Genomic DNA, 16,446 nt, shown 5'->3' on the forward strand with positions numbered 1-16,446 from the left:
AATTCATAGGACGAATCGACATCTTAACAGGACCGAAACAACCCTTTATTCCTGTCCGTCCCGCTTGTTGGGACTGAGGTCCTTGGAGAACTCAGGCGACGTCGCCGGCCCCGGCGAACGGGGGTGGAGGTGCCCCTTCTCACGGCAAGAGGGGCGACGAAGAGCACACGGGAACGGCGCCGTGGAGGTGGGCGCCGTGGGGATGGAAAAGTGCACAGCGGGCGGCGCGGGGCCGAAGTGGCACGGCCCGAGCAGGAAGGCGCGGCGCGGCTGGGTTGGAAGGGTGGCGGCCGGGTTGGCAGGGCGCCGTCCCGGCCGGCCGTCGGGTCAGATCAGAGGACCGGTCCGGAGCTCTCCGGGGGTTCGCGGGGTGGGACGGGGCCAGGTGGTGGGAGGGTGCCGCCGGGCGGGTAGTCCCCGCCGCCCACGGTGCCGGGCGGTACGCGCGGGTCGCCGCCCGGAGGTCCGGGCGGAGCCGGCTTGGAGTCGTCGTACGTCGAGCCCCGCTGGTGGGGGCCCGGGACGTCGCCGCGCCAGCCGCCGGTCTCGCTCCCGCGTGACTCGATGAAGTACTTGAAGCGTTCCAGGTCGTTGACCACGCGCAGGCGGACGAGCTGCAGCCAGTCCCCCGCCGTCTCCACGAAGCCCTCAGGGTCGTACTCCATCTGCAGAGTGACCCGGGTCGTCGAGTCGTCCAGCCGGTGGAAGGTCACCACGCCCGCGTGGTGCGGTCTGTCGGCGGAACGCCAGGCGACGCGCTCGTCCGGGTGCTGCTCCGTGATCTCGGCCTCGAACTCGCGCTTGATCCCGGCGATCTCCGCCACCCAGGCAGTACGCGTGTCGCTGACCTGTTTGACCGATTCCACGCCCTCCATGAACTCGGGGAAGCTCTCGAACTGCGTCCATTGGTTGTAGGCCACCCTGACGGGGACCTCTACGTCCACTGAATGTTCGATCGTGCTCATGGCAGGTTCCACTGCCCGGGCACCGCGCGAGCTAACGCCTGCGCCGCAGGACCCAGTAGAGGCCCACCATGGGCAGCACGAGCGGGATGAAGGCGTAACCCTTGCCGTACGCCGACCAGACCGTCTCGTCGGGGAAGGCGGCCGGGTCGAGGAGGCTCAGTGTGCCGATGACCAGCACGCCCACCAGCTCGATGACGAGCCCCACCAGCGCGAAGAGGCGAGCCCCGCGCCAGAGCGCCACGGTGAGCGCGATGTAGACGGCGGCCGCGAAGGCCGACAGCGAGTACGCCAAGGGCGCCTGGTCGAACTTGCCCACGATCTGGACGGCCGCGCGGGACCCGGCGGCCAGCGAGAACAGCCCGTAGACCGCGATCAGTGCCCGGCCGGGACCGGTGCTGATGGAGGTGGTCACGTGCCCCCCTGCCAGATCTGCAGCATCCGGCCCGTCATCACCGCGATCGCGAACCCGGCCACGACCAGGATCGCCGACCCCCACCTGCTCCGCTCGGCCAGCGCCAGGAACACCCCTGCGGGCGGGATCACCACCTGCCCTGCGACGTAGCCGAACAGCGTGGCCTTCTCCTCCGGCCCCTCGCCCCCGGCCACCGCCGCGATCACGAAGCCCGCCTGGACGAGAATCGCCACCTCGAGCACGGCGAACCCGACCAGCAGGACCATGCCCATCGGCCGGTTGCGGATCGCGACGATCAGGCTCACCAGCGTGAGCAGCAGCGAGGCGACGATGACGATCGTGGAGACGACGGTGTTCATCGGGGCCAAGGCTATCCGCAGGGGCCGGCGGTCTACCTCCCGGGGAGCGCGCGTTCGATGCCGTCGAGGATCCAGTTGAGGCCGCGTTCGAAGTTGTCGTCCGCGCCGCGCACCCCCTCATCGATCATCGGCGCGAGCCGCGGGAACTCCCCGCTCTCGACCAGCTCCTTGATGTACGGCTCCGCCACGGCCGCGCGCTCCGCGTCGTTGATCCCCTCGGACCTGGGCGCCCCGCGCTCCAGCGACTCCCGCACCACGAACCCGGTCATGTAGTCGTTGAACACCGCCAGGAACCGCCAGCGCGTCAGCCGATCGAGCCCGAGCCCATCAAAAGCGGACAGCTTCTGCTCCACGTGCCGCAGCGCGTTCGGCCCCACGGCCACCCGCTGCGAGATCAGCTCCACGCGCCACGGATGCCGCAGGACCAGCTCCCGCTCCCGCCGCGCGAGCAGCAGCAACGCCTCCCGCCACGAGGACGGCAGCGGCTCCTCGACGAGCACCTCCATGCTCACCTCGTCGAGCATCAGCGCGAGCAGGTCCTCCTTGCGCTCGATGTAGGAGTACAGCGTCATCGCCCGCGCGCCCAGCTCGGCGGCCACGCGCCGGATCGAGACCGCGGCCAGCCCCTCGGCGTCGGCGACGGCGATGGCGGCGGCCACGATCGCCTCCCTGGTCAGCACCGGGCGGCGGGGCGGCGAGGGACGCGACCAGATCGAGCTCACCGTCCCGATTTTAGACACTGTACGAAAGTGCTACGGTGTACGACATGCGATACGGCGTACGAACTCCACTCCGGACAACGGGCCTGGTCGTCCTCCTGGGCGTCGTCATGACGATGCTCGACACCACGATCGTCAACGTCGCGCTCGGCACCCTGGCCCGCGACTTCCACACGACACTCGCCACCATGCAGTGGGCGGTCACGGGCTACCTGCTGGCCCTGTCGATGACGGTCCCGATCACCGGCTGGGCGGTGGGCAGGTTCGGCAGCAGGAACGTCTGGCTGGTCTCGCTCGTGCTGTTCGTCGCGGGCTCCGCGCTGAGCGCCACTGCCTGGTCGGTCATGAGCCTGGTCGCCTTCCGCGCGATGCAGGGGCTGGGCGGGGGCCTGCTCCTGCCGGTCGGCCAGATGATGCTGGCCCAGGCGGCGGGCAAGGAGCGGATGGGCCGGGCGATGGCCGCACTCTCGGTACCGTCCATGCTGGTGCCCGTGCTCGGGCCGCCGCTGGGCGGGGTGATCGTGCAGGGACTCGGCTGGCGGTGGCTGTTCCTGATCAACGTGCCGGTCTGCGCGATCGCGCTGCTGGCCGCGTTCGTGCTGCTGCCGCGTGAGCCGGGCGCGAACCCACGGGGGCTCGACGTGCTGGGCATGGCGATGCTGTCGCCGGGCCTGGCCGCGCTGGTCTACGGGTTGTCGGAGATCGGCAACGGGGCCTCGCTCCTGCATCCTGCGCTGTGGCTCGGCGTGGCGCTGGTCGTCGCGTTCGCGGTGCGGGCGTTGCGGAGGACGGGGACGCTGCTGGACCTGCGGCTGTTCGGGAACAGGATGTTCGCCTCCGCGGTGACCGCGCTCGTGTGCTACTCGGCCGCGATGTTCGGCTTCACCGTGCTCGTCCCCCTCTACAGCCAGCTCGCGCAGGGCGGGACCCCGCTGGACGCGGGCCTGCTGATGGCCCCGATGGGAATCGGCGCGGCGATCACGATGCCGATCGCGGGCAAGCTGGCCGACGCCAGGGGACCGCGCGGCGTCGGCGCGGCAGGCGTGCTCTTGGCGGTGGCCGGCATCGCCGGGTTCGCCGCCTTCGGCGGAGTCGTGCCGATGTTCGTGCTCGGGCTCGGGCACGGGCTGGTGTCGACGTCGGTGATGGCGGCCGCATTCAAGACGCTGGAGCCGGTCGCCATCCCGGGCGCGACCACGCTGAGCACGATCGCGGTGCGGCTCGCCTCGCCGTTCGGCGTCGCGGTGCTCGCCGTGCTGCTGCAGGTGTTCACCAGGACCGGCGTGGAGCGGCCCTTCGTGTACGCGTTCGGCGTCGCGATCGCGCTGGCGGCCGTCTCGCTGGTGCCGATCGCGCTCATAGGATCGAAGGCATGGAGAGGATCCTCGTCAGCGCCTGCCTGATGGGCCGCCGGGTGCGCTATGACGGTCGCGCCAAGACGAGCGCGGACGCCCGGCTCGCCACGTGGCGCGAGGAGGGCCGGCTGGTGCCGCACTGCCCGGAGGTGGAGGGCGGGCTGCCGATCCCCCGCCCGGCCGCCGAGATCGAGGGCGGCGCGGGCGGCGCGGCCGTCCTGTCCGGCGCCGCCCGCGTGCTGGCGAGCGACGGATCGGACGTCACGGCCGAGTTCCTGGCGGGCGCCCAGTCGGCGCTCGCGGCGGCACGGTCGTTCGGCATCCGGCTCGCGGTGCTGAAGGAGGGCAGCCCGTCCTGCGGCGCGCTGTCGATCTACGACGGCACGTTCACGGGCCGCCGCGGCCCGGGGCAGGGCGTCACGACGGCCCTGCTGGAGCAGCACGGCATCCGCGTCTTCAGCGAGGACCACGTCGACGAGGCCGCCGACTACCTCCGGACCCTGGAGACGTAGAAGGATCCCGCCAGCCCGGCCGCGAGGGCGGCCGCCATCAAGCTGTGATACCAGCTGAGCAGCGCGCTCGCCTCGCCCGCCCCGAGCGCCAGCGCCAGGATCCCCATGAGCACCCCGGCCAGCGCGGCCGCGTGACTGTAGATCAGCCCGTCCCAGGCCCAGGCCCGCCCGGACAGCACGCCGTACGCCCCGGCCAGCGTGGCCCCGGCGCACAACGTCTCCACGATCGCGGCCGGCACAATCACGGGCTCCCCGGCTGGGCCGAACGCGATCCCGGCGTGCATCAGCGCGAAACAGAGGAAGATCAGCGCGTAGAGCAGCGACAACCAGCCCAGCGCCCTGCGGAGTGCGTCCATGAGCCCCACGTTCGCATCCGGCGGTGGCCGCGTAATCGTCCCCAGGGAGGCGGCGCGGATACCTCCTCCGCAGTAGACCGCCCCGCATCGGGAAAGCCAGCTGGTCGCTTCGGGGGAAACTTTCTCGCGTTCTCGGGAGTCGTACAGATGGGGCGCGTTGGAACATACGGGGGATTCGTGGAGAACGTTCCTCGTGCGGCGCGCTTGGGGGCCCGATTTCACATCGAAACGGGGAAAGGGATTCGGCAATGCCTGTCGACCTTAACAACGCACAACCCCTGGCCTGGGACTCGGCCACGCTCGACGCGGACACCAAGGCGATGCTCGACAACCTCCAGCCGAACATCCTGCGCGCCCACGTGCGCGAGCACTTGTCCGCGCTGTTCGTCAGGTTCAACGACGTCAAGGAAGGGCGGGCGTTCCTGCGGCACGTCGCGACCACCAGGATGAAGTCGGCGCGCAAGCACCTGGAGGAGGTGCGCGACTTCGGCGCGAAGGGTCGCCGCGGCACGCCGTACGTGGGCATCGGCATCAGCAAGGCCGGATACCGCGACCTCGGCCACTCGGTCGAGGAGGTGCGCAAGTTCGGGGACCGAGTGTTCCGCGACGGCATGAAGAGGCGCATCGCGGAGGTCAACGACCCGCCGGTGGAGGAGTGGGAGCGCACGTACCAGCGGGAGATCCACGCCGTGATCCTGATCGGCGACGCGGAGCCGGGGCCGGTGGCCGCGCTGCGCGAGGAGATCCTCGGCGAGCTGCCGGAGAGCGCGCGGCTGCTGGGCGAGGAGAGCGGGCAGGGCATGCGCAACCCCGCCGGCGACGGCATCGAGCACTTCGGGTACGTGGACGGCCGCAGCCAGCCGCTGTTCGTGAAGGACGAGGTGGACAAGGAGCCGAAGAAGCACTGGGATCCGGCGTTCCCGCTGAGCAACGTCCTCGTGCCCGACCCCTTCGCGCCGGACCCCGTCCGTCACCACGGCAGCTACCTGGTCTTCAGGAAGCTGGAGCAGAACGTACGGGCGTTCAAGGAGATCGAGCGGGACCTGGCCGACAGCATCGGCCTGGCCGGCGCCGACCGCGACCGGGCGGGCGCCATGATCGTCGGCCGGTTCAAGGACGGCACCCCCCTGACCGGCAAGGCGAAGGCGGCCGGCGGGCCGGTGAGCAACGACTTCACGTTCGACGGCGACGACGAGGGCACCAAGTGCCCGTTCAGCGGGCACATCAGGAAGACGAACCCCCGCTCGTTCGGGCGCGAGGTGCTCATGGCCCGGCGCGGGCAGACGTACGGGGAGCGCACCGACGAGCCGTGGGACGACTCTCCTCCGGAGAGCCGGCCGAGCGGCGAGGTGGGGCTGCTGTTCATGGCGTTCAACGGGAGCCTGCTGAGCCAGTTCGAGTTCACGCAGCAGACGTGGGCGAACAACCCCGACTTCCTCAACCCGGCCACCGGCCACGACCCGGTCATCGGGCAGGGCGAGCGGGACGTCAAGGTGACGTTCCCCAAGGTCTGGGGTAAGCCGGAGATGTCCGCCCCGCAGACTCAGGTGGCTCAGACGGTGACGATGAAGGGCGGCGAGTACTTCTTCGCGCCGTCCCTGGCGTACCTGCGTCACCTGTGAGTCCGAACATGTAAAAGGCCGGGCCTGTTCGTGGCCCGGCCTTTTCGGTGAGTGCCGATCAGTGCGGGATGACGCGGCGGTGTGCCGCCCGGCTGGCGGGCACCGCGATCAGGCTGAGCACCACCGTGATGACGCCCACGACCCAGGACGTCCAGGAAGCGCCGCGCTCCTGGGTGTAGGTCATGACCCACGGGGCGACGAACAGCAGCACACCCCACAGCGTGTTCAGCCATTCGGTCGCGACCAGGCCCGGCCTGGCTAGCGACGCGAGTGAGGTGAGCACGATCAGGATGCCCAGCACGATCAGGGACGGTGCGGCGCCCGAGGCGCTGGAGACCCAGATCGGGGAGAGTGCTGCATAGAGGCCGGCGATCAGGGTTACCCAGTCCTGCCAGCGTGACCATACCTTCATGAGAACCTCCGCCAACGGCGTTTGCGAGGCTGGCCTATTCGGGTCAGTCGATTTCTATAACCACGAATGACCTGCAAAGATTCCCGTTGTGGCGACCTGGCGAGAGCCTGACCATCGCCGGGTTGCTGCTTGCCCGGGATGCGGCGTTCTGTCTGTTCTTTCGGACACCATAGGATCGGATGCCTCCGCTGGATCTTCGGGGGGAGATCTGTGATGTTGCGGGCGTTCCTGCGGACAGAGGCAGGCAGCACGAGCGTGCTGCTTGTCGCCACGGCACTGGCCCTGCTCTGGGTCAACTCGCCGTGGGGCGACACGTACGACGCGTTCTGGCACACGCCGATGGGGATCTCCTTCGGGGACGCCGCGTTCTCGCTGGACCTGCGGCACTGGGTCAACGACGGCCTCATGACCGTCTTCTTCTTCCTCATCGGGCTCGAGGTCTCGTACGAGGTGCGGCTCGGGCAGCTCCGGGACCGGCGCCTCATCGCCGTGCCCGCGGTCGCGGCGTTCGGCGGGATGCTGGTCCCGGCCGGCGTCTACCTCCTGCTCAACGCCGGCGGTCCGGGCGCGGGCGGGTGGGGCGTGCCGATCGCCACCGACACCGCGTTCGTGCTGGGCGTGCTGGCCGTCGTCGGCGCCCGGTGCCCAGATCCGCTCCGGGCGTTCCTGCTGACGCTGGCCATCGTGGACGACGTGCTGGCCATCATGATCATCGCGATCTTCTACACGGCCAGCATCGCCGTCCCCGCGCTCATCGCCGCCGCCCTGCTGCTCGCGGCCATCGTGACCCTGCGGTGGCTGAAGATCTGGCGGGCGCCGGCCTATATCGTGCTGGGGTTCGCGCTCTGGGTGGCCACGCTCGAGAGCGGGATCCATCCGACGCTGGTCGGCATCGCCCTGGGCATCTTGGTGTTCGTCTACGCGCCCACCGACCACAAGCTGCTGCTCGCCGGCGAGGCCGTGCAGGAGTTCACCAGCGATCCGAGCGCGCAGGCCGCCAGGGAGGCCGCGCGGCGGGTCCAGCGCGCCGTCTCCGTGAACGAGCGGCTGCAGCTGCGGCTGCATCCGTGGAGCAGCTACGTGATCGTGCCGATCTTCGCCCTGGCCAATGCCGGGGTGCTGCTCGACGGCGAGAGCCTGCGGGCCGCGCTGACCTCGCCCGTCTCCATCGGCGTCGCGCTCGGCCTGTTGCTGGGCAAGTTCGCCGGGATCTCCCTCGGCACCTGGATACCGCTGCGGTTCGGGTGGGGGATCCTGCCGGGCAACCTGGTGTGGGGGCAGCTGCTGGGTGGTGCGGCCGTCTCCGGGATCGGGTTCACGGTGGCGCTGTTCATCGTGGACCTGGCCTTCGCTGACAATCCAGCCATCCGCACCGAGGCGAAGATCGGCATCCTGGCGGGCTCGCTGCTGTCCGCCGCGCTGGGATGGGTGATCTTCCGGCTGGCGTGGGACCGGGGCGGGGTGTGTGCGCCACCCGAGGCCGAGCCCGCCGAGGAGCTGCCCGACAGGCTCACCGTACCGGTCGGGCCCAGAGATCATGTGCGAGGCCCCGAGGACGCCGCGGTGACCATCGTGGAGTACGGGGACTTCGAGTGCCCGTACTGCGGGCGGCTCCACCCGATTCTGGAGGAGCTTCGCCAGAAAAATCCTGATGTACGGCTGGTTTTCCGGCATTTCCCGCTGCCGACGCTGCACCCGCGGGCCACCGCCGCCGCGATCGTGTCCGAGGCGGCGGCCGACCAGGGGCGCTTCTGGGAGATGCACGACATCCTCTACGACAACCAGCGTTTCCTCACCGACTCCGACCTGGAGCACTACGGCGCCGAACTGGACGTCAACCCCTGGGCCGACGTGCCCGGCCACTCCGCGCGGATCACCCGCCACCAGGAGTCCGGCCGGGACAGCGGGGTGCGCGGCACCCCCACGCTCTTCCTGAACGGCATGCGCTACCAGGGGCCCCTGAACCTGAATGCGATCAGCAGGGCAGTGGCAGACCTGCGCCAATCCCCGTAACGTCATCGAGTCCGGTTTCTACCCCCGATCGGAGTTCTTTTGATGGCATCCACGATCACCAGCATCATCAGCGTTCTCGTGATGGGCATCCTGCTGCTCGTCGGCGTCGTCGTGACCGCGAGGGCCAGGCGCGACCACGGCTCCGCCGCCATGATCGGCATGACGGGCTGCATCCTGCTCCTGCTGGGAGTGGTGTTCAACATCCTCCGTTCCTGGGTCCTGATCCCGCTGATGGCCGACTCGCTCGGCATGGACATTGAGACGGTTTTCGCCGTCACGACCCCGATCTCCATGATCTTCGACGCGGTCGGCACAGGGCTGCTGATCTGGGCCGTGGTCGCCCGCCGGAAACCGCACCAGCCCGCCCAACCGTCTCAGGAGCCTGGATGGCAGCAGCCCCCGGCGAACTGGCAGCAGCAGCCCGGCTGGCAGACGCCGCAGCAGCCGCCCTACGGCGGGAATCAGGACTGAGAAGTCACGGGACGAGTCCGCCGGCCAAGTGTGACAATGACTGAGTACCTGAAACTCCGCAGCAGCTCCTGAGGGAATCATGAGTCGAGAGCAGCCTGACCCCGAGGGACAGGATCCCCTCGAAACGATCAGGCACCGCTACCCCCGCCCGGCCCAGCCTCCCCGCCCAGGCACTCCTCCGCGCCAAAGGCAGGAGCCGCCGTCCACGCGCCGGCTCCCGTACACGCCTGACATGCTCCCCGACGTACCGCTCTACGAGACCAAGCCGCCGAGGTCCGTCTGGTGGTGGGTGATCGTGGCCGGCTCGCTCGTGCTGCTGATCGCGGCCATCGCCGTGGCGGGGATCCTGTTGGGACGCGCCAGCGCCGACGCCGCCCCGCGCGCGTTCCAGATGGGCATCGGCCTCACGCGCGGCTGAATTCCATCGTCCAGTTCGTCTCCCACGTCTGCCCGCCGTCCGCCGAGAACGCCTGCTCCCAGCGGGCCGAGTCCGGGCCGTTCACCGTCCAGATGAAGCGGCACGGCACGGGCCTGCCCTCATGGCTCTCCTCGCCGTAGAACTCGCCCCTGTCCCCCTCGAAGGCGCCCACCATGGGCCGGGTGTCGAGCACGCCTGTCGCGCTGCTGGCCCAGTAGATGGACCACTGCCGCGTCCCGTGGTTGAACACGCGTACGGTCATCCCGGTGAACCCCTTGGTCGGGAACGTGATCTCGTCGAAGCTGGCCGCCCCGTCGAAGTGCCGGGTGGCCACCGAGTGACCGGGGAACTCGTCCCATTCGTCGCTGCCGGCGAGCACCTTCACGAGCTTGCGGTTGGCGACGTTCCAGTGGCCGGCGAGGAAGTCGAAATCGTTCATGCCGCCGAACCTACGGCGGGGTCACTGACAGGTAGTGTCAGTGAATATGCGCGCGTCCCGCCTCGTCTCGATCCTCCTGCTCCTGCAGACGCGCGGCCGGATGACCGCGCAGGAGCTGGCCGACCGGCTGGAGGTCTCCGTACGCACCATCTACCGCGACGCCGAGTCGCTCCACGCCGCCGGCATCCCCCTCTACGGCGACGCGGGTCCGAAGGGCGGCTACCAGCTGCTCGACGGCTACCGCACCAGGCTCACCGGGCTGACGGCCGACGAGGCCGAGTCCCTGTTCCTGGCCGGTCTGCCGGGTCCGGCGGCCGAGCTGGGGCTGGGCGCGGTGGTGACGGCCGCGCAGCTCAAGCTGATGGCCGCCCTGCCCGTCGAGCTCCGCGACCGCGCGGGCCGCATCCAGGAGCGCTTCCACCTGGACGCACCCACCTGGTACCGCGATCCGGAGCCGGTGACCTACCTGCCCGCCGTGGCCGACGCCGTCTGGAACGAGCGGCGCATCCAGGTCAGGTACCGCCGCTGGAGGGCGCCCCAGGAGGTGGAGCGGCGGCTCGACCCGTACGGGCTGGTCGTCAAGGCCGGGCGGTGGTACCTCGTCGCGCAGGCGGGCGGGGACGTGCGTACCTACCGCGTCTCGCAGATCCTCGACCTGCACCCGCTCCCCGAGGGCTTCACCCGGCCCGGCGGCTTCGACCTCGCGGCCTACTGGCAGGGTTACCTGGCCGAGTTCGAGGCCCGGCTGCGGTGGGGCGTGGCGGTGGTACGGCTGTCGCCGCGCGGCATGGAGCACCTGGCCGACCTCATGACCCCCGGCGTGGTGGCGGCGGCAGGCGAGAGCGCGGAGCCGCCCGACGAGGAGGGGTGGACGCGCGTCACGGTGCCGATCGAGTCGATCGAGCACGCGCTGGCCGAGTTCCTCAGGCTGGGCACGGACGTCGAGGTGCTGGCCCCCGCCGAGCTGCGCGACCGTGTGGCGGCCACCGCCGCCGAACTCGCGGCCCGCTACCACCCCGCCTGAGCGACGTCCGCGTCGGCCTGCCAGCAGTGGGCCCAGCGCCCGTCCCCCAGCTCGGTACGCTCGGGCGCCTCCTCCGAGCACACCGGCAGCGCCACCGGGCAGCGCGGATGGAAGCGGCACCCGCTCGGCGGGGCGATCAGGCTGGGCGGCTCGCCGTGCCGCGTGGCCTCAGGTGGGGTCACGCGATCGGGATCCGGCGCCGACTCCAGGAGCAGCCGCGTGTACGGGTGCCGGGCCGACTGCGTGAGCGCCTCGCTGGGCCCACTCTCGATCAGCCGCCCGGCGTACATCACCGTGATGTCCTGCGCGAAGTACCGGGCGCTGGCGATGTCGTGCGTGATGTACAGCAGCGCCAGCCCGCTCTCCTCGGCCAGCCCCTCCAGCAGCCGCAGCACGCCGAGCCTGATGGACACGTCCAGCATCGACACGGGCTCGTCGGCGATCAGCGCGACGGGCTGCACCGCCAGCGCCCGCGCGATGGCCACCCGCTGCCGCTGCCCGCCGGACAACTCGTGCGGCAGCTTGTCCATGAACTGCTCGACCGGCGTGAGGCTGACCCGTTCGAGCAGCTCGGCGACCTGCTCCTGTTCGTGCGCGCCCGAGCGGACGTGTCCGTGGATGCGCAGCGGCCTGGCCAGGTGGTAACGCACCCGGTGGAAGGGGTTCAGCGAGGCGAACGGGTCCTGGAAGATGAGCTGCACCTGCCGCCGGTAGTCTCTGAACGCCGCCCCGCGATGGGCGCGTACCGGCTCGCCGCGCAGCAGTACCTCGCCTGACGTGGCCGGGTACACCTGCGCGAGCAGCCGTGCCACCGTGCTCTTGCCGCAGCCGCTCTCCCCGACCAGCGCCGAGACCGTCCCGGCACGCAGCGCGATCGACACGTCCTCCACGGCCCGCACCGGCGGCCGCCGACCGAGGCGGCCACGCGGTCCGCGAGCGGCGGTGAAGTGCTTGGTGAGATTACGGCCCTCAAGAACGATCATGATGCATCCTCCAGACCACGGCCGCCGTTCAGCAGGCACGCGACATCGCCCTCGAGCGTGGGCAGCACCGAGGAGCACTCCGCCATGGCCCGCCCGCAACGCGGATGGAACGCGCATCCCGGCGGCAACGACCTCAGGTCGGGCGGGGTGCCGGGGATGCCCAGGAGGTGCTCGCGCGGCCCGTGCAGGCGCGGGAACGAGCGGAGCAGGCCCAGCGTGTACGGGTGTCGCGGCGACTTGTGTATGGCCTTGGCACTGCCGGTCTCGACGACCCGGCCCGCGTACATGATGGCGATCCTGTCGGAGATCTCCATGAGCAACGACAGGTCATGCGTGATGAACACCACCGCGAAGCCGTACTCCTCCCTGAGCGCCCTGATCTCGTGGAGGATGTCGCGCTGGACCACCACGTCGAGCGCGGTGGTCGGCTCGTCCATGATGATGATCTCGGGGTTGAGCGCGAGCGCGATGGCGATGGCCGCGCGCTGCCGCATGCCGCCGGACAGCTCGTGGGGGTACGAGCGCCGCCTGTCGGCGCTGATGCCGACGCGTTGCAGCAGCTCGACGGCCCGCTCCGCGCGGTCCTTGCGGGACTTCTCCGGGGTGTGGATGCGCAGGACGTCGTCGATCTGGGCACCGACGGTGCTGACCGGGTTGAGCGAGTTCATGGCGCTCTGGAAGACGACGGCCAGCTCCTTCCAGCGGAAGGCCCGCAGCTCCCTTTCGCGGAGCCCGAGCACGTCCACGGACGAGCCGTCCTGGCGGCGGTAGACGACCGAGCCCGCGGTGATGGCGGCGGGCGGCCGCAGCAGCCGGGCGACGGCATTGGCCAGCGTGGACTTGCCGCTGCCGCTCTCTCCGGCGAGGCCGAGAATCTCCCCGCGCCGCAGGTCGAGCGAGACGTCGGCGACGGCGTGCACGGCGCCACTGCCGGACAGGTAGTCGACACTCAGGTCGCGGATCTCCAGAACGTTCATGTGCGGGCCTTTACTTTGACCGTTCGCAGCCGGGGGTTGGCGATCTCGTCGATGCCGAAGTTCACCAGCGCGAGCCCGGTGCCGATGAGCGCGATGCACAGCCCGGGCGGGATGAACCACCACCACGCCCCGATGAGCAGCGCCTGCCCGTTCTGTGCGAAATAGAGCATGCTGCCCCAGCTCACGGTGGACAGGTCTGCCAGGCCGAGGAACGACAGCCCGGCCTCGGCCAGGATCGCCGCGACCACGGTGGCCAGGAAGCTGGTGGCGATGACGGGCAGCAGCACGGGCAGGATCTCGAAGAAGATCACTCGGAACGCCCCCTCACCGCTCGCCCGCGCGGCCTGGACGAAGTCGCGGCGCCGTACGGACAGGGTCTGTGCGCGCAGCACCCGCGCGCCCCAGGCCCAGCCGGTGACCGCGATCACCACGGCCACGGACGCGACGCCGCGCTGCGGCAGGTAGCCGGCCAGCACGATGATCAGCGGGAGGGCGGGCAGCACCAGGAAGATGTTGGTGAGCACCGACAGCACCTCGTCCACGGCGCCGCCGAGGTAGCCGCCGACCAGGCCGACGGCGACCGCGACCACGTTGGCGATGACCGCCGACAGCAGGCCGACGCCCATCGAGACGCGGGCGCCGTACACGATCTGGGTGAGGATGTCCTGCCCAGTCTGCGTGGTGCCGAGCCAGTGCGCCGCCGACGGGCCCTGGAGGCCGTCCTCGCTGGTCGCGGCGGGGTCGGTGCCGATGAGCAGCGGTCCGAAGACGGCCATCAGCGTGAAGAAGGCGAGGATCCCGATACCGATCTTGATCTTCATTCGGACTCCTGCCTGGTACGCGGGTCGAGCACCACGTACGCCAGGTCGGCCAGGAAGTTGGCGACGAGCACGGCCAGCGAGATGACAAGGAAGATGCCCTGCATGAGCGGGAAGTCCTCGTTCTCCACCCCTTTGAGGAGCATCGACCCGATCCCTGGGTACGAGAAGACGATCTCGGTCAGGACGGATCCACCGACGACGAAGCCGAGCGACAGGGCGAAGCTGGTGATGTTGGGCAGGATCGCGTTGCGGGCGGCGTACGCCCACATGACCCTCCTCGACGTCAGCCCCTTGGCCTCGGCCATCACCACGTAGTCCTCGCCGAGCGTGGTCACCATGACGTTGCGCATGCCGAGGATCCGGTCGGCCATGGAGGCGACCACGATCGTCACGGCCGGCAGTGCCGCGTGGTAGAGCACGCTCCCGGCGAACTCGCCGGTGAAGCCGGGCATCACGTCCAGCCCGTACGCCCTGGACACGGGGAACCACTGCAGCGTCACCCCGAAGACGAACACGAGCGCCAGGGCCACCCAGAAGTACGGCACCGCGTGCATGAACGTGGCGGCGGGCAGCACCCCGTCGAGCCAGGTGCCCCGCTTCCACGCCATCAGCACGCCCAGCGAGGTCCCCATCAGGTAGCTGATCAGCGTGGCGACGCCGACGAGCCCGACCGTCCACGGCAGGCTGTCGGCGATGACCGTGGAGACTTCGGTGGGAAAGAAGGTGATCGAGCGGCCCAGCTCCCCATGTGCGAGATTGCCCAAGTAGTCCAGGTACTGCTGCCACAGGTTCGCGTCGCTGATGCCGAACGCCCGCCGCATCGCGTCGATGGCGGCCGGGTCGACGTTGCCTTTCATCCGGGCCACCAGCAGCTCCACCGGATCCCCCGGCATGAGCCGGGGGACCAGGAAGTTGAGCGTGATGGCGGCCCAGGCGGTCAGCAGGTAGAAGCCGAGCCGCCGGGCCAGGAACCTCACTTGGTGGCCGGCTTCAGGTGCAGCAGCACCACAGCCGCGTCGGGCGAGTCGTACGGCGACGGCATCGCGTACGGATCCTGCTCCGACGGCCAGCCGACGTACTTGTCGGTCCGGAACTGCGCCCACCCCGGGCTGTAGAAGAGCGGCACCGTGGGCAGCTTCTCCACCATGATCTTGCCAAGGCCCTGCGTGGCCTTCTGCTGCTCGGCCAGGTCGTCGGTGGCGGCGTACTCGTCGATCAGCCGGTCGGTCTCGGCGTCCTTCCACCGCTCGTAGTTGCCGGTCGCGGCCTCACCGACGGGCTTGGCCAGGCCGCCGAAGAGCATCGTGCGCATCTGGAAGTACGGGGTCGGGCCGGAGTCGGTGCCCCTGATCGACAGGTCGTAGTCGCCCTTGCCGACCTTCGACACCCAGTCCTGGAAGGCCACGCCCCTGGTCTCGACCGTGATGCCGGCCTTGGCCAGGTCCTCCCTGATGAGCTGGGCCGCGTTCACCCAGTCGGTGAACGGCGACGGCACCAGCAGCGTGAACTTCAGCTTGGCCGGATCGACGCCCTTGAGCAGCTCCTTGGCCTTCTCGAGGTCCACCTTGAAGGCGGCGTCCTTGTATTCCGGCGGCACGTACGCCTCGCCGCCCGGCATGGGCACGGTGGTCGGGTGCGCGACCTTGGCGTAGCCGCGCTCGGCCACCTTGACGATCTTGTCCCGGTCGATGGCGAGGCTGATGGCCTGCCGCACCTCGGGCTTCGACAGGATCGGGTTGGTCAGGTTCGGCAGGAGGTTCACCACGCCCTCGGGCGGGAAGAAGTACTTGTTCTGCTCCGGCTTGCCCTGCACGAAGATCTTCTCGATGTCCGGCACGAACGCGCCCGCCCAGTCCACCTCGCCCTGCTGGAGCGCCGTCTGCAGGGCATTGGCCGTGTACGCCGGGAACCGCAGCAGCGGCACCTCCGGCTTGCCCGGCTGCCAGTAGGACGGGTTCTTCTCCATCTCGTAGAGCTGCGCCGAGAACCTCGACAGCTTGTACGGCCCGGTGCCGACCGGCTTGGTGTTGGTGAACGTCACCGGGTCCTGCTGCTTCTCCCACAGGTGCTTGGGCACGATGGGCGAGCTGCCGGCGATGTTGTAGAGCTTGGCGTACGAGGTGCTCTTGAAGTCGATGCGCACCTTGTCCGGAGCCAGCGCCTGCGCGTCCTTGATCTCCAGCGCGTTCTTGTTGAGCTGCGCGTGGTCCTTCATCATCTGGAAGGTGAAGGCCACGTCGTCGGCGGTGAACGGCTGCCCGTCGGTCCACTTCACCCCCTGGCGGAGCGTGAACGTGACCGACTTGCCCTTGTCAGACCATTCGTACTTCAGAGCCAGCCAGGGGGTGATCTCTCCGGGCTTGAGCTTGTTGAAGTACATGAGGGTCTCGTAGATCATCCCGCTCGTGCCGAAGTTCACGCCTTCGAGGTGGTACGGGTTGAAGTCCTCCTGGAACGTGCCCGCGTCGATGGCGTGGATCACCAGCGGCGGTGCGCTCGCGCTGCCGCTCTTGCCGGTGGACCCGCTGCTCGAGCAGCCGGCGACGGCCAGGGCCGCGAGTACCGCCAGAACGCGTTTCATTGGGGGG

The 16,446-nt window shown here is 69.7% G+C and carries 19 protein-coding genes; 7 read left to right on the forward strand and 12 right to left on the reverse strand.

Annotated elements, in window-relative coordinates; translation table 11 throughout:
• Positions 1-332: 332 nt before the first annotated feature.
• The 4 genes from ACQPWU_RS43825 to ACQPWU_RS43840 are packed head-to-tail and all read right to left on the reverse strand — an operon-like array spanning position 333 to position 2,458.
• Positions 333-965 (reverse strand): SRPBCC family protein, encoded by a 633-nt coding sequence (locus ACQPWU_RS43825; RefSeq protein ID WP_433431560.1) that lies wholly within the window; start codon positions 963-965, stop codon positions 333-335.
• 31 nt (positions 966-996) lie between these two features.
• On the reverse strand, positions 997-1,377 hold the full coding sequence (locus tag ACQPWU_RS43830) for a hypothetical protein (protein WP_433431561.1): 381 nt from the start codon (positions 1,375-1,377) through the stop codon (positions 997-999).
• The gene (locus tag ACQPWU_RS43835; protein ID WP_433431562.1) at positions 1,374-1,736 is read right to left on the reverse strand and encodes a hypothetical protein; all 363 of its coding nucleotides are present in this window, start codon (positions 1,734-1,736) and stop codon (positions 1,374-1,376) included. Before ACQPWU_RS43835 ends, ACQPWU_RS43830 begins: the two co-directional genes overlap by 4 nt.
• Before the next feature lie 32 nt (positions 1,737-1,768).
• Positions 1,769-2,458, reverse strand: a complete 690-nt coding sequence (locus ACQPWU_RS43840) for a TetR/AcrR family transcriptional regulator (RefSeq protein WP_433431563.1) — start codon at positions 2,456-2,458, stop codon at positions 1,769-1,771.
• Positions 2,459-2,502: 44 nt separating this feature from the next.
• On the opposite strand from ACQPWU_RS43840, the gene ACQPWU_RS43845 reads away from it, so the two are divergent.
• A complete protein-coding gene (locus ACQPWU_RS43845; protein ID WP_433431564.1) occupies positions 2,503-3,858 on the forward strand; it encodes a DHA2 family efflux MFS transporter permease subunit in 1,356 nt (451 codons plus the stop codon).
• Positions 3,828-4,322, forward strand: coding sequence for a DUF523 domain-containing protein (locus ACQPWU_RS43850; RefSeq protein WP_433431565.1), 495 nt, complete (start codon positions 3,828-3,830; stop codon positions 4,320-4,322). Before ACQPWU_RS43845 ends, ACQPWU_RS43850 begins: the two co-directional genes overlap by 31 nt.
• On the opposite strand, the gene ACQPWU_RS43855 is transcribed toward ACQPWU_RS43850, so the two are convergent.
• Positions 4,298-4,678: a hypothetical protein gene (locus ACQPWU_RS43855; RefSeq protein WP_433431566.1), complete on the reverse strand. Its 381-nt coding sequence runs from the start codon at positions 4,676-4,678 to the stop codon at positions 4,298-4,300. The two genes, ACQPWU_RS43850 and ACQPWU_RS43855, sit on opposite strands and share 25 nt — an antisense overlap.
• 248 nt (positions 4,679-4,926) lie before the next feature.
• Between ACQPWU_RS43855 and ACQPWU_RS43860 the strand changes: the two genes are divergently transcribed.
• Positions 4,927-6,300: a Dyp-type peroxidase gene (locus ACQPWU_RS43860; RefSeq protein WP_433431567.1), complete on the forward strand. Its 1,374-nt coding sequence runs from the start codon at positions 4,927-4,929 to the stop codon at positions 6,298-6,300.
• A gap of 58 nt (positions 6,301-6,358) precedes the next feature.
• Here the strand turns inward: ACQPWU_RS43860 and ACQPWU_RS43865 are convergent, their stop codons facing one another.
• Entirely contained in the window at positions 6,359-6,712 is a 354-nt protein-coding gene (locus ACQPWU_RS43865; RefSeq protein ID WP_433431568.1) for an SPW repeat protein, read from the reverse strand.
• A 213-nt stretch (positions 6,713-6,925) separates the two neighbouring features.
• Between ACQPWU_RS43865 and nhaA the strand changes: the two genes are divergently transcribed.
• From nhaA to ACQPWU_RS43880, 3 genes are all read left to right on the forward strand, one after another.
• Positions 6,926-8,725, forward strand: coding sequence for a Na+/H+ antiporter NhaA (gene nhaA, locus ACQPWU_RS43870; RefSeq protein ID WP_433431569.1), 1,800 nt, complete (start codon positions 6,926-6,928; stop codon positions 8,723-8,725).
• Positions 8,726-8,767: 42 nt separating this feature from the next.
• Positions 8,768-9,196 (forward strand): hypothetical protein, encoded by a 429-nt coding sequence (locus ACQPWU_RS43875; RefSeq protein WP_433431570.1) that lies wholly within the window; start codon positions 8,768-8,770, stop codon positions 9,194-9,196.
• A gap of 232 nt (positions 9,197-9,428) precedes the next feature.
• Positions 9,429-9,614, forward strand: a complete 186-nt coding sequence (locus tag ACQPWU_RS43880; RefSeq protein WP_433431571.1) for a hypothetical protein — start codon at positions 9,429-9,431, stop codon at positions 9,612-9,614.
• Here ACQPWU_RS43880 and ACQPWU_RS43885 read toward each other — a convergent pair.
• A complete protein-coding gene (locus ACQPWU_RS43885; protein ID WP_433431572.1) occupies positions 9,601-10,053 on the reverse strand; it encodes a hypothetical protein in 453 nt (150 codons plus the stop codon). The genes ACQPWU_RS43880 and ACQPWU_RS43885 overlap by 14 nt on opposite strands.
• Positions 10,054-10,099: 46 nt before the next feature.
• Between ACQPWU_RS43885 and ACQPWU_RS43890 the strand changes: the two genes are divergently transcribed.
• Positions 10,100-11,077: a helix-turn-helix transcriptional regulator gene (locus ACQPWU_RS43890; protein WP_433431573.1), complete on the forward strand. Its 978-nt coding sequence runs from the start codon at positions 10,100-10,102 to the stop codon at positions 11,075-11,077.
• Here ACQPWU_RS43890 and ACQPWU_RS43895 read toward each other — a convergent pair.
• The 5 genes from ACQPWU_RS43895 to ACQPWU_RS43915 are packed head-to-tail and all read right to left on the reverse strand — an operon-like array spanning position 11,062 to position 16,439.
• Positions 11,062-12,060 (reverse strand): ABC transporter ATP-binding protein, encoded by a 999-nt coding sequence (locus ACQPWU_RS43895; RefSeq protein WP_433431574.1) that lies wholly within the window; start codon positions 12,058-12,060, stop codon positions 11,062-11,064. The genes ACQPWU_RS43890 and ACQPWU_RS43895 overlap by 16 nt on opposite strands.
• Positions 12,057-13,037 carry an ABC transporter ATP-binding protein gene (locus tag ACQPWU_RS43900; protein ID WP_433431575.1) on the reverse strand — a complete coding sequence of 327 codons (981 nt, stop codon included), beginning with the start codon at positions 13,035-13,037 and terminating at the stop codon, positions 12,057-12,059. Before ACQPWU_RS43900 ends, ACQPWU_RS43895 begins: the two co-directional genes overlap by 4 nt.
• Positions 13,034-13,858, reverse strand: coding sequence for an ABC transporter permease (locus ACQPWU_RS43905; RefSeq protein WP_360696662.1), 825 nt, complete (start codon positions 13,856-13,858; stop codon positions 13,034-13,036). Before ACQPWU_RS43905 ends, ACQPWU_RS43900 begins: the two co-directional genes overlap by 4 nt.
• On the reverse strand, positions 13,855-14,835 hold the full coding sequence (locus tag ACQPWU_RS43910; RefSeq protein ID WP_360696665.1) for an ABC transporter permease: 981 nt from the start codon (positions 14,833-14,835) through the stop codon (positions 13,855-13,857). The genes ACQPWU_RS43905 and ACQPWU_RS43910 overlap by 4 nt, the downstream gene beginning before the upstream one ends.
• On the reverse strand, positions 14,832-16,439 hold the full coding sequence (locus tag ACQPWU_RS43915) for an ABC transporter substrate-binding protein (RefSeq protein WP_433431576.1): 1,608 nt from the start codon (positions 16,437-16,439) through the stop codon (positions 14,832-14,834). Before ACQPWU_RS43915 ends, ACQPWU_RS43910 begins: the two co-directional genes overlap by 4 nt.
• Positions 16,440-16,446: the final 7 nt, after the last annotated feature.

It is taken from the genome of Nonomuraea sp. CA-141351 (assembly GCF_050944675.1).
GTDB lineage: Bacteria > Actinomycetota > Actinomycetes > Streptosporangiales > Streptosporangiaceae > Nonomuraea.

Coding starts and splice junctions, on each gene's coding strand:
- ACQPWU_RS43825 (WP_433431560.1), bottom strand. CDS start 965: ATGAGCACGATCGAACATTCAGTGGACGTAGAGGTCCCCGTCAGGGTG.
- ACQPWU_RS43835 (WP_433431562.1), bottom strand. CDS start 1,736: ATGAACACCGTCGTCTCCACGATCGTCATCGTCGCCTCGCTGCTGCTC.
- ACQPWU_RS43845 (WP_433431564.1), top strand. CDS start 2,503: ATGCGATACGGCGTACGAACTCCACTCCGGACAACGGGCCTGGTCGTC.
- ACQPWU_RS43850 (WP_433431565.1), top strand. CDS start 3,828: ATGGAGAGGATCCTCGTCAGCGCCTGCCTGATGGGCCGCCGGGTGCGC.
- ACQPWU_RS43855 (WP_433431566.1), bottom strand. CDS start 4,678: ATGGACGCACTCCGCAGGGCGCTGGGCTGGTTGTCGCTGCTCTACGCG.
- ACQPWU_RS43860 (WP_433431567.1), top strand. CDS start 4,927: ATGCCTGTCGACCTTAACAACGCACAACCCCTGGCCTGGGACTCGGCC.
- ACQPWU_RS43865 (WP_433431568.1), bottom strand. CDS start 6,712: ATGAAGGTATGGTCACGCTGGCAGGACTGGGTAACCCTGATCGCCGGC.
- nhaA (WP_433431569.1), top strand. CDS start 6,926: ATGTTGCGGGCGTTCCTGCGGACAGAGGCAGGCAGCACGAGCGTGCTG.
- ACQPWU_RS43875 (WP_433431570.1), top strand. CDS start 8,768: ATGGCATCCACGATCACCAGCATCATCAGCGTTCTCGTGATGGGCATC.
- ACQPWU_RS43880 (WP_433431571.1), top strand. CDS start 9,429: ATGCTCCCCGACGTACCGCTCTACGAGACCAAGCCGCCGAGGTCCGTC.
- ACQPWU_RS43885 (WP_433431572.1), bottom strand. CDS start 10,053: ATGAACGATTTCGACTTCCTCGCCGGCCACTGGAACGTCGCCAACCGC.
- ACQPWU_RS43890 (WP_433431573.1), top strand. CDS start 10,100: ATGCGCGCGTCCCGCCTCGTCTCGATCCTCCTGCTCCTGCAGACGCGC.
- ACQPWU_RS43895 (WP_433431574.1), bottom strand. CDS start 12,060: ATGATCGTTCTTGAGGGCCGTAATCTCACCAAGCACTTCACCGCCGCT.
- ACQPWU_RS43900 (WP_433431575.1), bottom strand. CDS start 13,037: ATGAACGTTCTGGAGATCCGCGACCTGAGTGTCGACTACCTGTCCGGC.
- ACQPWU_RS43905 (WP_360696662.1), bottom strand. CDS start 13,858: ATGAAGATCAAGATCGGTATCGGGATCCTCGCCTTCTTCACGCTGATG.
- ACQPWU_RS43915 (WP_433431576.1), bottom strand. CDS start 16,439: ATGAAACGCGTTCTGGCGGTACTCGCGGCCCTGGCCGTCGCCGGCTGC.